The organism is Pseudoalteromonas sp. L23, assembly GCF_021728455.1.
In the GTDB taxonomy this organism is placed as follows: domain Bacteria; phylum Pseudomonadota; class Gammaproteobacteria; order Enterobacterales; family Alteromonadaceae; genus Pseudoalteromonas.
In genome coordinates this window covers 398,054-416,147 of record NZ_JAKKCW010000002.1, presented here as the reverse complement: position 1 = coordinate 416,147, position 18,094 = coordinate 398,054, and the positions used below count along the sequence as shown (strand labels likewise).

19 protein-coding genes are annotated in these 18,094 nt (G+C 40.8%); all 19 read left to right on the top strand.

Translation table 11 applies throughout. The features are described 5' to 3' along the window. Positions 1 to 172: 172 nt before the first annotated feature. The 19 genes from L3V43_RS05695 (at position 173) to L3V43_RS05605 (ending at position 18,057) form a co-directional block, all read left to right on the top strand. Positions 173 to 3,157 (top strand): TonB-dependent receptor, encoded by a 2,985-nt coding sequence (locus L3V43_RS05695; protein ID WP_237116133.1) that lies wholly within the window; start codon positions 173 to 175, stop codon positions 3,155 to 3,157. A 95-nt stretch (positions 3,158 to 3,252) separates the two neighbouring features. Beyond that, positions 3,253 to 4,251 carry a proline racemase family protein gene (locus tag L3V43_RS05690; RefSeq protein WP_237116202.1) on the top strand — a complete coding sequence of 333 codons (999 nt, stop codon included), beginning with the start codon at positions 3,253 to 3,255 and terminating at the stop codon, positions 4,249 to 4,251. Next, on the top strand, positions 4,248 to 5,336 hold the full coding sequence (locus L3V43_RS05685; RefSeq protein WP_237116132.1) for a Xaa-Pro peptidase family protein: 1,089 nt from the start codon (positions 4,248 to 4,250) through the stop codon (positions 5,334 to 5,336). Before L3V43_RS05690 ends, L3V43_RS05685 begins: the two co-directional genes overlap by 4 nt. Positions 5,337 to 5,345: 9 nt before the next feature. Then, positions 5,346 to 6,290, top strand: a complete 945-nt coding sequence (locus tag L3V43_RS05680) for an ornithine cyclodeaminase family protein (RefSeq protein WP_235367467.1) — start codon at positions 5,346 to 5,348, stop codon at positions 6,288 to 6,290. Then, a complete protein-coding gene (locus L3V43_RS05675; protein ID WP_017217477.1) occupies positions 6,271 to 6,528 on the top strand; it encodes a hypothetical protein in 258 nt (85 codons plus the stop codon). The genes L3V43_RS05680 and L3V43_RS05675 overlap by 20 nt, the downstream gene beginning before the upstream one ends. 492 nt (positions 6,529 to 7,020) lie before the next feature. After that, entirely contained in the window at positions 7,021 to 7,854 is an 834-nt protein-coding gene (locus tag L3V43_RS05670; protein ID WP_235369044.1) for a tyrosine-type recombinase/integrase, read from the top strand. Beyond that, the gene (locus L3V43_RS05665; protein WP_237116131.1) at positions 7,851 to 8,942 is read left to right on the top strand and encodes an IS91 family transposase; all 1,092 of its coding nucleotides are present in this window, start codon (positions 7,851 to 7,853) and stop codon (positions 8,940 to 8,942) included. The genes L3V43_RS05670 and L3V43_RS05665 overlap by 4 nt, the downstream gene beginning before the upstream one ends. 336 nt (positions 8,943 to 9,278) lie before the next feature. Further along, on the top strand, positions 9,279 to 9,587 hold the full coding sequence (locus tag L3V43_RS05660; protein WP_237116130.1) for a hypothetical protein: 309 nt from the start codon (positions 9,279 to 9,281) through the stop codon (positions 9,585 to 9,587). Between the two features lie 107 nt (positions 9,588 to 9,694). Further along, the gene (locus L3V43_RS05655) at positions 9,695 to 10,147 is read left to right on the top strand and encodes a hypothetical protein (protein ID WP_237116129.1); all 453 of its coding nucleotides are present in this window, start codon (positions 9,695 to 9,697) and stop codon (positions 10,145 to 10,147) included. A gap of 161 nt (positions 10,148 to 10,308) precedes the next feature. Beyond that, positions 10,309 to 11,550, top strand: a complete 1,242-nt coding sequence (locus tag L3V43_RS05650; RefSeq protein ID WP_237116128.1) for an AAA family ATPase — start codon at positions 10,309 to 10,311, stop codon at positions 11,548 to 11,550. Between the two features lie 5 nt (positions 11,551 to 11,555). Next, positions 11,556 to 12,221, top strand: a complete 666-nt coding sequence (locus tag L3V43_RS05645) for an HNH endonuclease (RefSeq protein WP_237116127.1) — start codon at positions 11,556 to 11,558, stop codon at positions 12,219 to 12,221. Positions 12,222 to 12,370: 149 nt separating this feature from the next. Further along, positions 12,371 to 13,900 (top strand): hypothetical protein, encoded by a 1,530-nt coding sequence (locus tag L3V43_RS05640; protein ID WP_237116126.1) that lies wholly within the window; start codon positions 12,371 to 12,373, stop codon positions 13,898 to 13,900. Positions 13,901 to 14,049: 149 nt separating this feature from the next. After that, entirely contained in the window at positions 14,050 to 14,421 is a 372-nt protein-coding gene (locus tag L3V43_RS05635; RefSeq protein ID WP_237116125.1) for a hypothetical protein, read from the top strand. 120 nt (positions 14,422 to 14,541) lie between these two features. Next, positions 14,542 to 15,051, top strand: a complete 510-nt coding sequence (locus tag L3V43_RS05630; RefSeq protein WP_102056748.1) for a hypothetical protein — start codon at positions 14,542 to 14,544, stop codon at positions 15,049 to 15,051. A gap of 220 nt (positions 15,052 to 15,271) precedes the next feature. Then, the gene (locus L3V43_RS05625; RefSeq protein ID WP_237116124.1) at positions 15,272 to 15,925 is read left to right on the top strand and encodes a transposase; all 654 of its coding nucleotides are present in this window, start codon (positions 15,272 to 15,274) and stop codon (positions 15,923 to 15,925) included. Between the two features lie 53 nt (positions 15,926 to 15,978). Beyond that, positions 15,979 to 16,809 carry a transposase gene (locus L3V43_RS05620; RefSeq protein WP_237116123.1) on the top strand — a complete coding sequence of 277 codons (831 nt, stop codon included), beginning with the start codon at positions 15,979 to 15,981 and terminating at the stop codon, positions 16,807 to 16,809. A gap of 208 nt (positions 16,810 to 17,017) precedes the next feature. Then, positions 17,018 to 17,242 carry a DUF6429 family protein gene (locus tag L3V43_RS05615; RefSeq protein ID WP_099029137.1) on the top strand — a complete coding sequence of 75 codons (225 nt, stop codon included), beginning with the start codon at positions 17,018 to 17,020 and terminating at the stop codon, positions 17,240 to 17,242. Between the two features lie 199 nt (positions 17,243 to 17,441). Next, entirely contained in the window at positions 17,442 to 17,729 is a 288-nt protein-coding gene (locus L3V43_RS05610; protein WP_174168916.1) for a type II toxin-antitoxin system RelE/ParE family toxin, read from the top strand. 10 nt (positions 17,730 to 17,739) lie between these two features. Beyond that, positions 17,740 to 18,057, top strand: coding sequence for a HigA family addiction module antitoxin (locus L3V43_RS05605; RefSeq protein WP_099029135.1), 318 nt, complete (start codon positions 17,740 to 17,742; stop codon positions 18,055 to 18,057). Positions 18,058 to 18,094 lie beyond the last annotated feature (37 nt).

The window sequence follows — 18,094 nt, the reverse complement described above, 5'->3', positions numbered from 1 at the left end:
ATAGGAAACAGACTGAAATAAAAGTTATATAAATAATCTTTATCTAAATCATAGTGTTATCACTTTTATTAATATAAATTGTATAATTAATATTGTATACAATATATCAATTGTGTATTGTTTGTTCGTTACCAAAAAACACTCAAATCAATGGGAACAAAAGGACAACAATATGCGTAATAACAAAAAAACAGCGCAAACACTGTGTAAATCACTCACTGCATCAGCACTTGCTCTAGCATTGGGGACTTCTACTGCATTTGCTGCAGATGGCAATAGTACTGTGAAAGGGAGCATCGTAAATGGTCAAGGTACTGAGTTATCTCAGGCTCAATTGACCTTTACACACAAATCCAAGGGACTGAAGTTTGCTGTACAAACTAATGGCAAGGGCGAATACATTTTGCGTAATCTGCCTGTTGGCCGTTACAGCGTGTCAATTAATAAAGCTGGATTCGAGTCCGTTATTGAAGAGGATGTTGAGCTTAATATTGGACAGGCGCTAATCTTAGACGCTCAATTATTACAACAAGGGCAGGACATAGAACGGATAGCGGTGACTGGCACGGCGATTCGACGTGTGGATATGGCCTCTTCAACTGCTGGAGTAACGTTTACAGACGCCGAGCTTAAAGTCATGCCAGTAAATACCGGCTTTGAAAGTATAGCGTTATTGGCACCCGGTACAGCTGAGCCTGGTGGTGATTCATTTAATAGAGCCTCAAGTTTCGGTGGGTCCTCATCGGCTGAGAATGGCTACTATTTTAATGGTCTAAATGTCACGAGTATTCAAACTGGTTTAGGCTCAATTCGTTTGCCTTGGGAAGCTATCTCACAAACTCAAATCAAAACGGGGGGAATTAGTCCTGAATTTGGTGGCGCACTAGGTGGCATCGTTAACGCAATTTCTAAATCTGGGGATAACGAATTTAACTTAGGGGCAGAAGTGAGAATAGACCCTGCTTCAACCCATAGTTATCACGACTCAAACTACCTAGATAATGGCACAGTGAATCTTAATACTGAGCAAGAATACGACTCTTTTAAAGAGCTACAAGTTTGGGCAAGTGGTGCACTAATAGAGGACAGCTTATTTTACTATGGTTTGTATGCACCTCGACGGGAGGTTAATCGTTGGGCTGGGCAAACGACCTTCAATGACAGAAAACGAGATGAAGATCGCTGGTTTGCAAAAGTTGATTGGTTCATCAATGAAGACCATTCCATCGGTTTTTCCGCCATGAATAACAAAAGAGAATGGACACGGCAAACCTATGCCTATGACTGGGAAAGCGATGCGATTGGTGATAAACAAGGGGTTGCGGCTCCTGGTGAAGATGGCGGCAAGGTTTACAGTGTCAATTATAGTGGTTACTTTTCTGACTTTTTCTCGGTGTCGGCTGTGGTGGGCCGAGTGACCGAAAACGTTGAAAATATTGTCGCATCAACAGTGCCGGGTGTTTGGGATGAAAGAGAGGGATTCGTTACTTTATCAAGTCATACAGCCAGCAGTGTTTCTGAGCAAGAGTTTATCCGTGATCAAGCGAGAGTCGACTTTAATATCGATTTGGATTACCACTCCATTTTGTTCGGTGTTGATTATACTAAAGTTACGGTAGATCACTTTGAAGGTCAAAATGGCCTTGGAGACGCAGAAGGCTGGTGGACAATCAAAACCGCTGGTGAAGGGAGCATTTCTGGTGCTGCGCTCGGTCAGGATTATATCGAACGTCGAATAAGAACAAGGACGGTTGATTCTGAGGTTAACTCGCTTGCTTTCTACGTCAATGATTCTTGGCAAGTCACCGACCAACTCGTGTTAAATCTGGGCCTGCGTTATAGTCAGTTTGAAAATACCGTTACTGACGGTAGAGCGTTTGTAGACATGGATAACCAACTTGCGCCTAGATTTCAAGCGATTTATGACCTAAACGGTGATGGCGAATCCAAAGTTTTCTTTACTTACGGGCGGTACTTTCAACCTGTTTCTGCCAACATGAACATCACTCAAGGCTCGGCTTCAGTAGAGTGGTTTGAGTATTTCGACCTCGATCAAGTAGACAGTGATGGCTATCCTGTTTTATTAAGTGATGGCTCGCCAAGTCGAGGGGAAATGCTTCGAGATAGACGCTGGCGTCAACGCGGAATTACAGAGCCCGGTTTGATTGCTTCGTCCACCCTTAAGCCGATGTATTCTGATGAATTGACTTTAGGATATCAGACCACCGTTTTTGACGATATGGCATTTGGGGTTAGAGCGATTTATCGAGACCTTGGACGCAGTGTTGAAGATACGGATGTTGGTCCTGTGCTTGCGAAGAAATTGGCCGAACTCGGTATCCAAGACAATGTCGGTCAGGGTTCTTACTATGTGCTAAATAACCCGGGTGAAGCGATCACCATGAGTTATGACTTCGATGGCGATGGCCAAGTCGATGAAGTGACACTCAGTGCACAAGAGCTTGCCCTGCAACAAGCAGTACGTAAATATCTTGCACTTGAATTTACCTTAGAAGGAAATATTACCGACAAGTTACGGATTAATTCTTCTTATACTTGGTCACACAGCTATGGTAATACAGAAGGTTTAGTGAAAACCGATAACGATCAGGCAGATCCAGGTTGGACAACTTCTTATGATTACGCGGATCTGATGGATCACGGCTATGGTAATTTACCGAATGACCATCGCCATTCAATAAAAGTATCAGGTTCTTACGATATCACAGATGAGTTAACTTTGGGTCTGGTTGCAAGAACGTCGTCAGGTCGCCCGACTAACTATTTCTCTAAGCACCCAGTTGGTATAGATAGCTGTACCGCAGGAAGCCCTTGGGATGCATGCGTAAGTAAAGATTATGGCCATGTTTCGCATTACGACGAAAATGGTAACCCAGCCCCTCGCGGTAGTGTAGGTAATCTTCCTTGGGCAACCACGATAGACTTATCACTCAGTTACTCTACAGATATTATGGGACATGACTTGTTACTCAAGGGCACCGTTTATAACCTACTAAACAGTGATAAAGCGCTTGGGATCAATGAACAGCGATCTTTAGATGGTGCAAATGGCTTAATCGTTAACCCTGACTACGGCATTACAACGTTACGACAAACTGAGCGTTACGCGTCGTTAGTTGCAAGGTTTACGTTTTAATTTCCCTGGTGATAGCCAAGGGTAGGTGCCATGTACCTAGTTCTTGGTTTAAGCCAAACAAAACGTTTGGCTTATTTCATGTCACGGAGAGTATGATGACGTTAACAATAGATTTTGAGCAAATACTGAGCCACGCGGAAGTAATAGAGACGGTTGACATGCATACCGCCGGCGAACCGTTACGGGTGATTGTCGATGGCTTCCCTGAACCTCAAGGCAACACTATTTTAGATAGACGGCAATACTGCGTAGAAAATCTTGATCACTATCGCACCGCGCTGATGTATGAGCCTAGGGGTCATGCTGATATGTATGGTGCGCTTATCGTTGAAAAGCAGTTACCAGAAAGCGATTTTGGCGTGTTATTTCTTCATAATGAAGGATACTCAACAATGTGTGGTCATGCGATTATTGCTTTAGCTACACTATTTTTACAGCACAATCCTGCAAAGAAACAGTTGTTGATAGATACGCCTGCAGGGCTAATTACCGCATGGCTAAGAGACGGCCAAGCTGAATTTGCTAATGTACCAGCAGAGGTAGTGACACTTGATAAGCAAGTCAAGACATCTGAATTTGGTTTAATCTCAGTGGATATCGCATTTGGTGGTGCGTTTTATGCCTATATTGACGCTGATACAATCGATTTAGCTCTTACGTCAGCAAATGCAGCTTACATTCAGCAGTTAGGTTTAACGCTTAAACAAGAAATTGCAACACAGATTAGCTTAGTGCATGACGATGCGCGCCTCGCATTTTTATATGGTGTGATTTTTTATTCCAATTCTCAAAAATCGGACTCTGCTCACAGTAAGCATGTGTGCATTTTTGCCGATGGCGAATTAGATCGCAGTCCAACAGGGACAGGGGTCAGTGGTAGAGCTGCAATTCTTGCCGCCAGAAATGAGCTCGCCGCAAATCAGCATATCTTTATTGAAGGTATATTAGGCTTGGGCTTAGATGTTTGTTATCAACTTAGTGATGATAGTAAATCATTAATCCCAATAGTTTCGGGCATGGCCTATATAACAGGCAGACACCAATTTATTTTAGACGACCACGATCCATTAGTAAGAGGATTTTTACTACGATGAATGTAGATTACGCAGCCAGACAGCAACGCTTAGTCAATAAATTACAACAACACCAAAGTGACGCTATCATTATTTATGGCTACGAGAATATTGTATATTTAACCGGCTTTACCGGTCATGCAGCAACATTGTTGATGTCTTCAAATGGGCGACACCGACTCATTACTGATTATCGTTACTTTGAGCGTGCTAGCGATGAAGCGGTGGGAGTCGAAGTCATTTTAAGAAATCGTGATAAAGAAACGCTACCTGATTGTATTTTTAGATTATTGGATGGGCCGCGACAGCTTGCATTTGAAGCGCATCAAATTAGTCACGCAGATTATGTCTCATTAAACATCAGTGCAAAAAATACCACACTTATTGCCGCGCCGCTTTGGGTGGAATCACTAAGACAAGTTAAAGATAGTGATGAAATTAACTGTATTAAACGCGCCGCCGAGATAGCTGACTCGGCGCTTGCCCATACACTGCCTTTGTTAAAAGTAGGGGTCACTGAGCGAGACGCGGCAATTGAGCTTGAGTATCAGATGCAAAAGCTAGGCTCCGAAGGTCTCTCTTTTGACACAATCCTATTATTTGGTGCGCGTTCTTCCTTACCGCACGGAAACCCAGGACAGACAAAACTTAACCTAGGCGATTTAGTACTTATCGACTTTGGTGCGGTGATAAGTGGCTACCGCTCTGATATGACACGAAGTTACGTGTTAGGGGAGCCGACGAAGCAACAACAATCCATTTATGACACGGTCCAACATGCGCAGCGAGCTGCGTTGGCGCTAATAAAAGCGGGCGTTAACTGCATAGATTTAAATAACGCATCACACGATGTGTTAAGTCATAGTGACTTTTCACAATACGCAGGTGAGGGACTTGGTCACGGTGTGGGGCTATTTCTACACGAGCAGCCGTTTATTAAACCTGGGGTCGATCACCAATTAGAAGCTGGCAATATCATTACCATAGAGCCGGGTATTTACATTCCAAATTATGGTGGTGTGCGCTTGGAAGAAGATGTACTGGTGACTGAAAATGGTTTTGAATGCTTAACCCACGCGCCACAAGTATTTCAGCTAACGAACTAAGGAGTTAGGATGCAAATTATTGCTCGCCAAGAGGTCGCGGATAGCCTCAACTACCCAAGCTTAATTCAGGCGCTTAAACAGGGTTTTGCGCAACCAGCAGGTACACCAACACGGCAAGTTTTTGAGCTAGATAATAGTCACAACAATCATGACGCTTTTGCTGTTTTACCTGCTTGGAATGCTGATGTGATTGGCGTAAAAGCCTTTACCTATTTCCCAGATAACAATCAGCACGATAAAGCCTCCCTTTACTCGAAAATCATGCTGTTTTCTAGGCAGTTCGGTGAGCCGCTCGCGCTTGTGGACGGCACCGAAGTAACGTTGTGGAGAACCTCTGCTGTGTCAGCATTAGCCGCGGAGTATTTAGCACCTAAACATGCCAAACATTTGGTTTTCTTTGGCTCAGGCAATTTAGCTAGTTACATGATTAATGCGCATTTAAGTGTTAGAAATTATATTAAAATTTCAATAATTGCACGTAATTCTGAAAAAGGACGCCTGTTGCTGGAGCTATTGTCCTCGCAGCATCAGGGAGTGGAATTTTCATTGTATCAGCAGGCAACCGCATCTGTTATTGCTTCGGCAGATGTGATCAGCTGTGCAACAGGCAGTCATACGCCTTTGTTCAATGGAGAGTGGTTGAGCGATGGCACGCATATAGACTGCATTGGCAATCACCATAAAGATTGTCGAGAAATTGATACCACAACGGTAACTAAGAGCCGCGTTTTTGTAGATAGTCGCGCCAATGTATTGAACGAGGCAGGCGAATTGTTGTTACCGATCAGTGAAGGTAAGTTTAGCCCCGATAAGGTGGTTGCAGAGCTTAGCGAAATGACTAAAAATAACCTAGGTCGAAGTAACGAGAATGAAATTACTTTGTTTAAGTCTGTAGGAACAGCGCTGAGTGATTTAATTGGAGCGAAATTAGTGTATGACTTGGTTCAAAAATAAAGAGCACGGTAAAGTGTATGAAGTAACCGCAGTAGTCAAAGCTGCTGATAAGCGCTTGGTGAATCCGCTTATTTGTCACGAATGTCACATGTTGGTTAGTTATCAAGGAGTTGGCGGCGAAACGAAAAGCGAAAAGCTGCTTTATGACGAGGTGTTTTACAAAGCGTTTCAAAACCACGATAGCTGTTACGTTATGGTGGATGACAATGGTATTCGCCATTATCATCCAAGTGAATAAAGTGACTTATTCAATTAAGTGAATAAGTGCTAATTTTTAACCTGACAGAGTACAAATATAGAACGCTATGAATACTGACATTTCAGTTATTGGTCTGGTGCGGACTGCGGCACTAACATGTTTCTGCCCCGAAATGAGTTAACGTAAATGCTCTAAGGGTGGCTTTGAGCGAAAAGCTGACGTTCATCCTTTCACCTAAATAACTGTATATACATCCATTGTAATTGAGTTTCTTCCATAGTCAGGAAAACGACCCTGTGGGTCGTTTTTGTCGTGTTCACATTTAGATCAATGTAACGTAACTTCAATGCTGGTAAGTACTTCCTAAATTTGCTATCAATAGTCATGGGACAAAAACGAGACAGATTGCTGTAGAAAAACGACCCAATCGCTCGATATTAAATTGTTGAACTAAGCCGCTACGCGGAGATCCTACTCTCACCAACTGAGCCACACTTACCTTGAGGTTATCCCATAACTTGGAGGTAAGTCATGAACCCACTCATAGAACAAGTCAAAACAGAAATAGCCTACCTAGGGTATTCGCAACGTACATGCAAAAGTTACTGTGAGCATCTACTTAAACTGAGTCACTATTTCAATAAACCACTCGATTCAATTACCGATGATGAACTGAATACCTTTTTTAATGATCCGGCTATTCGTAAACTCTCTAGAGCAAGCCAAAAAGTACAAATAAATAGTATTTGGTTTTTGTTTAAACATATTTTACACCGACCGCTGAACCTAGATATCGCATTACCAAAAGCGAAGACTCGCGCACCAACCTATTTATCTCGAGACGATATTCGGCGGTTGATAGAAAACTGTACGGATATGCGATTAAAAACGTTAATTGTGGTTTGCTATGGTTGTGGCTTACGCATTGGTGAGCTTTTGCATATTAAAGTGCAAGACATTGATGGAAAGCGAAAAACCATTTTAATTGAACAAGGTAAAGGAGATAAGTCACGCTATGTGGTGGCCTCCGATAGCGTACTTAACCAATTACGTAGTTACTGGAAAATGTATCACCCAACGGGTTGGATGTTTTACTCACGATGGTTAATGGATAAACCCATGTCAGCATCAAGCTTCAGGAGACCATTACGTGAACATGCACGACATTGCGGCTTAACTCACTGTAATCCACATGCACTACGCCATGCTTATGCAACACATCAACTTGAATCAGGCATGCCGTTGCACCAACTTCAACATCAGCTTGGACACAGTGATATTAAAACCACGCAAAGCTACTTACATTGGTTACCCGAATTGGGGCATGGTGGTGTTGATTTACTCGCAAGTTGGGTTAAACCATGAGCACTTTACATCTCGCTGATATTTTAAATTCGAGCCTTGGGCATTATCGGCAACATCATATAATGAGCTATCAGCAGCAACGCGTCTGTCAGCATCTTCAATCATGCAGAACGGGTCAGCTCGGTTATCAAACATGGCAGTGCGATAACTGCGGTGAGTCACAGCAGATTGGGTGCAGCTGCCGAGACCGCCATTGTCCACGGTGTCAAGGAATGGCAACGGCAAGGTGGATACAAAAGCAGCAAGAGAACTTATTACCATGCCGCTATTTCCACCTTGTCTTTACGCTTCCTCATGAACTTAATGCCATTGCCCACTATAACCCAAGTGCCTTATACCAGTGTTTATTCAAAGCAGCATGGCAAACCTTGAGTAAATTTGCTAACCGAAAAGGGTATGGCCAATTAGGAATGACTAGCGTCTTGCATACTTGGGGGCAAAATTTAAGTCAGCATATTCATTTACACTGTTTAATCCCAGCAGGTACGCTCGATAAGACTCAATGGAATGAGATAGAAAAAGGCTATTTATATCCCGTTAAAGCGTTATCAACGGTCTTTAGAGGAAAAATGCTAGCGGCGCTTAGTGAATGTAATACTTCACTCATGAAGGTAAACACGCCAACAAAGTGGTGCGTGTATAGCAAAGCCTGTTTAGCTTACAGTGAAAAGCTAGTAAGTTACCTAGCACGGTATACCCGAAAAGGCGTGATGTCTGAATCACGTTTAGTATCAGCGAATGCACAGTCGGTGAGCTTCAAATACCGAGATTACGCGGATGATAATCGTGATAAAGTGATGACACTGAGTAATGACGAATTCTTACGGCGTTATTTGCAGCATGTACTACCGAAAGGATTTATGCGTATTCGGCATTACGGTTTTTTAGCCAATGCATGTCGCAAGCGAAAGTTAGCGCTGATAAGGTCGCAGGCGTCATGCACATGCAGAGTAAAGAGGCCAAAGACAGGAGAAAACGTGACATTGATACCGCATTGGCCTTGTCAGCATTGTAAGGTAGGTATCTTGCGGCTAATTGGCGTATTCAAGTTAGATGCAACACCGACCAAAGTAGACCGAACGAGTTAGCAGCTTGATAGCTGCTCAAAATCAATTAGTTAACCTGCTTAATTGCTCAGGCCAGCGACCTCTGTACGCTAAAAAAATATAATTGCTTATTAAAGTAAATTTAGGTGTAATGAATACATAATGAGCGCTGAGCAATGCAGGGAAAGCTTACATAACACTAGCTAAACTGAATACACTAGCTAGGAAAGTGAGAGCCTCCAAAAAGCAAATTCCCTTAGCATAAATAACACCAACTCTGAGACATCGAGCGGGTAGCAGCTCAGTCCAACAAGTGATTATGCAACACAAACTGCGTGTCGCATAAATACTAAATTGTTAGGTATACATCGAGCATTTGTGCAATTGGAAAACTCAAAAGTAAAATTTAAAGCCTTTTTTGAGGCAGCAATTCTCACTATGTTTATTGCATTAGCAGGCTCTAGCCTTTTAAATTTGCTAAACCCATTTGTTACCAAGCTGATTGCTTTGGCTCTTATCTTGGCTATGTTTTCAGTGGTGCTTGTCTTCGGGTTTGTTTATAAACAGGCGTATTTTTCAAGTGTTCGTTTAAAAGCCGTAAAGAGCTTTTATTTAGTCCACCAATTACTGTTTATAGTACTTATTTTATTAGCTTTATTTGCCTTAGTAAGGCATTTGTATACCTAACAAGGAAAATCAAAAAGGGCGGACAAAAACCAGTTGGCTTTGTTCGTGCCTCACAAATTTTAGCCAACTAATTTTTGCCGTTTATTTGCGGCGTTAGGTGTTACAAGGTGAAGTCCGAGTTAGACGAAATCCCGTTTTATTATTTATTCTTAGATTCTGTTGAATCACATGATGGACAATTGACTATAACTTTAAGTCAAGCTGCGCTTTCGACTCAAAAAGAAGATTTAGAGATCGTTGAAGGAAGTAAAATCTCAAATTTACGAGCTATCGAAGTTCAAGATAAATCTCTCGGCTATTTTATCCAATTTGACGATGCACTTTATTATCAAGTCATAGGCGAGAGCGCTAATGATTTTAGCAAAGATGAAATCGCTGAAAACGGTAATATTATTACTTTTAAAAACTCTTCTTTACTTAATTACCTAAAAGAAAGTACACTTTTGTTTAACGTTACACCACAAGATGATCAAATCGTTCATTATTGTGTTCAAACTGCCGATGATTGGGTTCATGTACTTTCTAGAGAAAAACCAGCTATCATGCATCGTAACACCTAACAAGGCAATTATGCGTGGGACGTCTAAAGCTTGGCTAGCGCTCATTCTTCGCTAATTTTAGCTAAGCTTAATACGCCCCATATTGCGACGTTATATTGCTAGGCGTTAACTGAGAGCTAAGTGTTAATATTTACATGAAGTTAAAATTATAGGATCTAATAGTGCATAAATTCATTACTAACATAGATGCAACCCTTCAGTTCACAAACAAGAAGGTTCAAATTGTACTAGACGGAAAAAATTTAATTATTACAGGTGGTAATGGCTGTGGCAAAACGCAATTTTTAAAACAGTTATTTGCCGCAATAAATTCTTCTTTAGATGCAAATAGATCTAGGCAACTAATTAATGTTGAACGCAATATTACTAACTTTGAAAACGCTCTTAAACAGCCTAATTTAGACGAACATACTAGAAATAACTATTTAGAGGCTTTGGAACAACAAAAAATACAGTTATTAAAATTTCGTGGGCAAAACGACTGTGCTTTAACCTTTGATAATTTTGAGCACTCAGTAAAAATTAATACGGAAAAAAACTTACTGTTAAGAATGTTTGAAGCTACTCGTCAGTATAAATCGGCAAGTAATGGGCAAAGTGGGAATTCTACCGTTCAGTCAATGCAGAATACTGCTAAACAGCAGGACTTGAAAGTAGACATGTCTAGCAACTTCGAGACTTACTTAGTAACATTTTTGAATGCTGGATATATGGCATTTGCTTTAAGGCAAGATGAAGAAGAAAAGAAATTAGTTGATAGCTGGTTAGCAAATATCACTTCCGATCTTAGACATCTATTTGAAGATTTGAGCCTAGAGTTAGAGTACCGAGAAAAAGAAAAAATATTTTATATTAAACAAGATGGTAAGCAACCTTATAAATTCTCTCAATTGTCTTCGGGTTATTCATCTATATTAAATGTTTATGTAGATTTATTGATGAAAACTGAATTAAGAGGTATTGATTCGAAGGAGCTAACTGGCATTGTAATTATTGATGAAATCGATGCACATTTGCATGTATCTCTTCAAAAGAAAATTTTGTCCTTTTTAGATAACGCCTACCCTAATATCCAGTTCATTGTATCCACACATTCACCATTTGTTCTTCAGTCCGTTGATAACGCCGTTATATTTGATCTGAGTAAACTAGAACAACTAGAAGATCTTTCTTTATATTCCTATGAAGCTATAACGAAGGGACTGCTAGGTGTAAGCACAAGATCTGATGATTTAAATCAAGTGACAGATGAACTGACATCATTAACATCTGATATTAAAAATAACCAAGATAAGGTAAGCGCATTAATTGAAAAATTATCTGCTGTAGAAGGGAGTTTGGATTCTAAATCAAAGTTGGCTTTAGTTATGGCGAAACAAGCTATTGAAGATTTAGAAGGATAAAAAAATTGTTTAATGTAACTCGTCCTGCCAATGCTCCAGCATGTTTATCAAGTGGCTCTACCTATAATCAACCTGCCGTTGTAAATGCATTGAAATTTGTGTTTCATGAAAAGTGTTACTTATGTGAACGCAGTGATATTCATGATGTTGAAATTGAACACTTTATCCCTCAAGCGTCTGGTGGCGGCAGAATGGATTGGAATAATTTGTTTTATTCATGTAGTCGATGTAATGGGATAAAAAGTAATGGCCATTTAAATCTTCTCGATTGTACAGACTCTTCTATAAATGTTTGTAGGGAAATACGCTTGAAAGCTTTTCCGACCCCTAATAGCGACATATTGGTTGAAGCATCGTCAGATGCTCCAAGCATTGAAACACTAAATACAATTGAACTATTAAAGTTATGCTATAACAATTCTTCAACAGCATTACGTGGGGTTAGTCGTGAAGCATTAATGGAACAAATATTTGATTGCATGTGCACATTTATCAATGCACGTAGGTTACTAAAAAATCCATCTACTGGTAGAACAAATAAGCAGGGAGCTCTAGAAACGATTGAAGCAATGTTAGACGCTAGTCATCCCTTTAGTGCATTTTGGCGGTGGCAGTATTTAGATGATACTTATCTAACTACTAATTACCCTAATCTTGGAGATAGTTTCTAGTTATTTAGTATTGAATTTAAAAAATAGTAAGCAATATAACAAGTCGTTAAAGCAGGACAAAAACAGTTGGCTTTTGCTCCTTCGTCGCTAATTTTAGTCAACTATTTTATTGCCTCTTAACGAGGCGTTAGCTTTACAAGGATAGATTTTTGAATAATAAACAACTAGAAATATGCAAGTTGATCAAGCTACTCGGCCTTTATGCCGAAATGAGACTTGGCGAATCTGGTGGAGAAAACCTTAAACGAGCTTCCAAATTTAAAAGTGAAGAGGCTGTTGGTACTGCAGCTGGAGTGATTGGAAGCTCAGAAAACTATGCGGAAAATGTTATTTTGGGTGCAAGCCGAGGACATGGATTCGCAGCAGAAAAAGCCAACCATCTATATGATGTTTTTACTGGTAAAGATGCCAAAATTGTGGGAGGAGATAATGCTAAAAATGGAGCTGACAGATTAGTTGATGGCGTAAAGATTCAAACCAAATATTGTAATTCTGGATCAAAGTGTATCAGTGAATGTTTTGAAGAGGGAACTTTTCGTTATCTGAACAGTGATGGTACCCCTATGCAGATCGAAGTTCCTTCTGATAAATATGATTCTGCAGTACAAGCTATGGAAAACAGAATTAAGAAAGGTCAGGTTCCAGGCGTAACAGATCCAGAGTTGGCTAAAGATATTGTCAAAAAGGGCACTTTCACCTATGAACAAGTGCGTAATATTGCAAAATTTGGCACCATCGAAAGTCTAACCTATGACGCTGTTAACGGGATCAAATTAGCTGGAACGGCTATGGGTATTTCTGCCGCCGTTTCTTTTGCTGTCAGTTTGTGGAACGGGGAAGACTGGGAGAAAGCTCTGGAATCTTCTTGTTATGTTGGATTAAAAGTCGGTGGTGTTGCTTGGGTTAGCAGTATTATTACTGCTCAACTTGGTCGAACAGGAATTGAGCAAGGGTTGCGAGGTGCTACGGATTGGGTCGTTCAACAAATGGGGCCAAAAGCTGCCGCTTGGATAGCTAATGGTCTGCGTTCGGGCAATGCAATATATGGAGCCGCAGCAATGAACCATGTCAGCAAGCTTCTGCGCGGAAATATTGTTACGGGTGTCGTCACAACTTTAGTTATTTCGTCTGTCGATTTTGTTCGCATGTTCCAAGGCCGCTGTTCTGGGGCGCAACTATTTAAGAATGTTGCATCTACCGCTTCAGGTGTTGCGGGAGGTACAGGAGGCTGGATGGCTGGGGCTGCTGGAGGGGCAGCTCTAGGTTCAGCTATACCTGTAATAGGTACTGCGGCAGGAGGCATTATTGGTGGTTTATTAGGGGCTTTTGCAGGAGGGACGGCTGCTAATGCTGCTGCATCAGCTATTCTTGATGAGTTTATTGAGGACGATGCGAAGGAGATGCTAGGAATAGTTGAAGAAGTTTTTGGAAAACTCGCGTTTGATTACCTATTAAATGAAGAGGAAGCGGAAACGGTTATTGGTGAGTTTAAATCAAACGATGTACCCGACTTCCTGCGCGATATGTATGCCTCAAGTGATCGCGAGGGATTTGCGCGAAATGAATTTGAGCCAGTGATAAGAGATATAGCTAAAAATAGGAAAGTTATATCATTGCCATCTGATAAGCAGTTAATACAAAAAGCTGGTGAGGTTATCGAAGAGCTTGCTGCAGCGTAGCATTCGAAGTGTGAAAAGCTAACAAACAGTTCAAGAGGGATTCAGCACGCGTGGCATTTTTGGTATGCATTGATTTCGGTGTTGAAGTGCCATGCAATAACATCGGTATTTGCCCCTAAGTGGGGCGTTAGCTATACAAGGAGGGGTTAGTGTTTGAACGAATCAAAGATTTAATGTCAAAAAGCATTTGGCATTCACTAGCAATAATTATTGTTTTCTTAATGGCTGGCCCTGAAATCATGATGGGCATGGAGTTAATGGCTTTAATCGAGGTGCTGGGTGCTTCTACCTTTGTATTAATGTATTTAACAGGCGTAAAGTTGTTTCTTTTAAAAGTATGGAAGCAATATCAAAAATTTGAATGTCATTCTGTATTGTTTGTTCCGCCTTTAGTCATTTTTAAACAAATGCCGTCTTTAATTGTGCATGCGATACCAGAGCGAACCGTCATTATTTTCTTTTTCGGTTTTATCGTAGTTGGTATGTCTGGTGTTTTAATCAACTCTTATATTGGTGCATAGTATAGCTAACAAGGCAATTATAAATGGGACGTCTAACGCTTGGTTGGCGCTTATTCTTCGCTAATTTTAGCCAAGCATTTATACGCCCCATATTGCGGCGTTAAGTTACTAGGATTGTGCGTGCGTAAATTTATAAATTTAAGCAAATATAGGCAAAAAGAGCTTAACTCCAATTTCCCAGAACTATTTGAGATTTACGGTGCCGAAGATTCATCTCACTATAAAAGAGTAGCCGTATCGGTTTTTGCTCATTGGTTAACTCGTGAAGAGTTTCAAAATGATTACCCTTCAAGAGAAGTGCATTTGCAGAGAAATGAAGCGTTGTACAATTTTGCTAAAATAATGGCAGCAAATACTGAAGTGCTTAATTTCAAGTTCAAAGGCAAATGGGATAAGTGTTACCCATGCTTTAGAAAATTTAGCTCTCAAGAAGCTATGTTAGATTACTTACAACCAGCGGGTGATAACGATTCGTCAGATAAATTCTGCAAATTAGTTCTACCCGAATTTAATGCAGTGTATTTTGAAAGTTGGGATTACACGAATGTTTTTTACATTCAAAACGATAGTGTCATATCTGAAATTAAAAAATGGGCTAGTGAAGCAGGCGTATATTGCTTAGAGTTTTAGTAACTTAACAAAGTGCTTAAAGGGCGGACACAAAAAGCTTGGCTGTGCTCGTTCCTCGCAAATTTTAGCCAAGCATTTTGTGCCGTTTAGCAGGGCGTTGAGGCTGTAGAATTACTCTTTTCAGGTACTGGATTATTGGTTTTGGATTGACTGTTTCTTAACCTTGAATCGAGTAAGTTACTGTGATCTAATAGCTATTATTCACCCACGGTAATCTGTAATGGCCAACTACAAGCCAGACTTATCCTGCCAAAATAAATTTATTCCAATCAATTTCGCTGAGCAAATTTTGCCGGGAACCTTTGAATATGCCCTTTGTTATATTGTCGAAAATAAACTCGACTTGTCGGGCTTTGACGCTTGGTATAACAACGACAAAACAGGCGCTGCGGCGTATCCGCCCGCGGTGATGTTAAAGGTTATTTTACTGGGCTATGCACATGGTTTAATCAGTAGTCGGCGAATAGCCAAGGCTTGTGAGAACAATATTCTGTTCATGAGTGTGTCAGGGGATCTTCAGCCGCATTACACATCAATAGCGGGTTTTGTGGCTAAAATGCACGAACAGATTGAACCGCTATTCACACAAGTGCTGATGATATGTGATGAAGAAGGCTTGATAGGCCGCAACATGTTTGCCATTGATGGCTGCAAGTTAAAGTCGAATGCGAGCAAGGAGTGGAGCGGTACACTCGATGAGCTAGGCCGTAGAAAAGCCAAATTAGAACGCGCAAGCAAACGCATAATTGAGCGCCATCAAGCACAAGACGGCCTAAGTGAAGAGCTAGTCACTCAGGACTTGAAGCAAAAAGAAAAGCTAGATAAAAGCGTGGCGAAAATCACAAGGTTCCTCGCCACAGATACAGAAAAATAGGCAGTAAAGGTAAGCCGGTTAAAAGTAATATTACCGACCCAGACAGCGCGAAAATGACCACGTCAAAAGGCACAATTCAAGGCTATAACGGGATAGCGATAAACGATGATAAACATCAAATTATACTACAAGCACAGGCATGGGGCTCGGTGGGCGAGCAACAAACACTGCAGCCAGCCGTTGAGCAATTAAAACGACAACTTGAAAAACTGAACAGTGATAAATTCTCTAACAAACAGGCCATTAAATTTACCGCAGACAGTGGATTTAATAGTGAAGCGAACCTTGAATTCATGGCGCAAAGTGGCTTTGATACTTACATAGCTGATAACCAATTTAGAAAACGCAACCCACTGTTTAAAGAGAGCGAAACCTACGAAACAGAGCAAGAAAAGCGCCGATTAAAACGCAGTAAAGGCAAGCCACGCTTATTTACCTCAGACGACTTCCATTATGATGAAGCAACACAAACCTGCCGCTGTCCCGCAGGGAACGAGATGTGGCGAAGCGGTATCAATGTAAAAAGCTACAACCAAGAATACACGCGATTCTGTGGTTACTTAAAAGATTGCAAAGTATGTCCACTACAACAGCAGTGCATGCGAAAGCCTCCGATAAAAACAGGCCGACAAGTACAGTTTAAAAATGATGAATCACGTAAAAAACTCAGCTATATCGACAAAATGAAGGTTAAAATAGACAGCCCAATGGGGCGACGACAATACAGCAAACGACTTGGATGTATCGAACCTGTATTCGGCAACATCACGGTGAATAAAGGGATGAATAAGCTCACATTACGCGGCCAAGTAAAAGTCAATGCTCAATGGCAGCTATACTGCCTTGTTCACAATATCGAAAAGTTACGAGAAAGGGTGTCGTAAGCCAAGAATAACCTGACTTAACAGCTCCGAAGCGCTTCTCAAGCCACAACAAACCAGCTTAAAAAAACGCCCTAAAATAACAACTCACACCCAACTAAACGATTGAATCAAAATAGGAACTCAGTTATCGTTTGTTGATTACAAAAACAAATTTGAAACGAGTTATTCTACAGGCTCGTTATATGCCCATCAGGTTTTGGAGTGTTGAATGGATATAGATGAAAATAAAATAGATGAAGCAGCTTTAGCTTTATTACATCTCACCTTGCATGATTATGGCCGAGCTTGGAAACAAATTGACTGGGAAGTTATGAATAGGCTTTATGAAAAAGGTCTAATTTGTGATCCGGTTGGTAAGGCAAAGTCAGTGCAATTGACCGATGAAGGCATTAAGCAATCAGAAGAGTTATTCAAAAAGCTTTTTTCAAAATAGAAGCTATTGGTCATATAACAAAGCAACTTAAAAGCTCGGACAAAAACCAGTTGGCTTTGCTCGTTCCTCACAAATTATAGCCAACTAATTTTTGCCGTTTATTTGCGGCGTTATGTACTTTCTTGTCCTTCCAACTTGTGCACATCTCTTTTGTGCGATAGTATTTCACTATAGATGCACAGTAAAACAGTGCGAGGATATGTCAGTAAATTTTAAAGATGATTGGCTTGAAGCATTTTATGAGGAAGATAAGCGTCATCGCTTGATTCCTAAAACTATAGAGAATGCGCTGTATCGAAAGCTTGAAATCCTAGATGCAGCAAAAGCTGAATCAGATCTAAGAGTTCCACCGGGTAATCGGTTTGAACATCTTGAAGGCAATCTGAAAGGTTGGTGTTCGATACGGGTGAATAAACAGTATCGTTTGATTTTTAAGTGGGTTGACGGTGTAGCAGAAGACACCTATTTAGACCCTCATAAGTACTGAGGTTAGGATAATGCGCAGAACTAAACGTCGTCCAGTTGGTGTAGGAGAAATGCTCAAAGTTGAATTCTTGGAGCCAATGGAGATTACATCAAAAACATTAGCAGAAGCTATGGGTGTACATAGGAACACCATCAGTAACTTAATTAATGGTGGTACTCTGACTGCTCCACTTGCAATCAAGTTAGCGGCTGCACTTGGGAATACACCTGAGTTTTGGCTTAACATTCAACATGCTGTGGACTTGTGGGATACACGAAATCGTTATCAAGATGAAGCCAAGCAAGTAAAACCTTTGTTTTCAACGCAAGATATCAAACTACGTACATAACAAAGCGTTTAAGAGCGATTCCATAACGTGTGCCGAT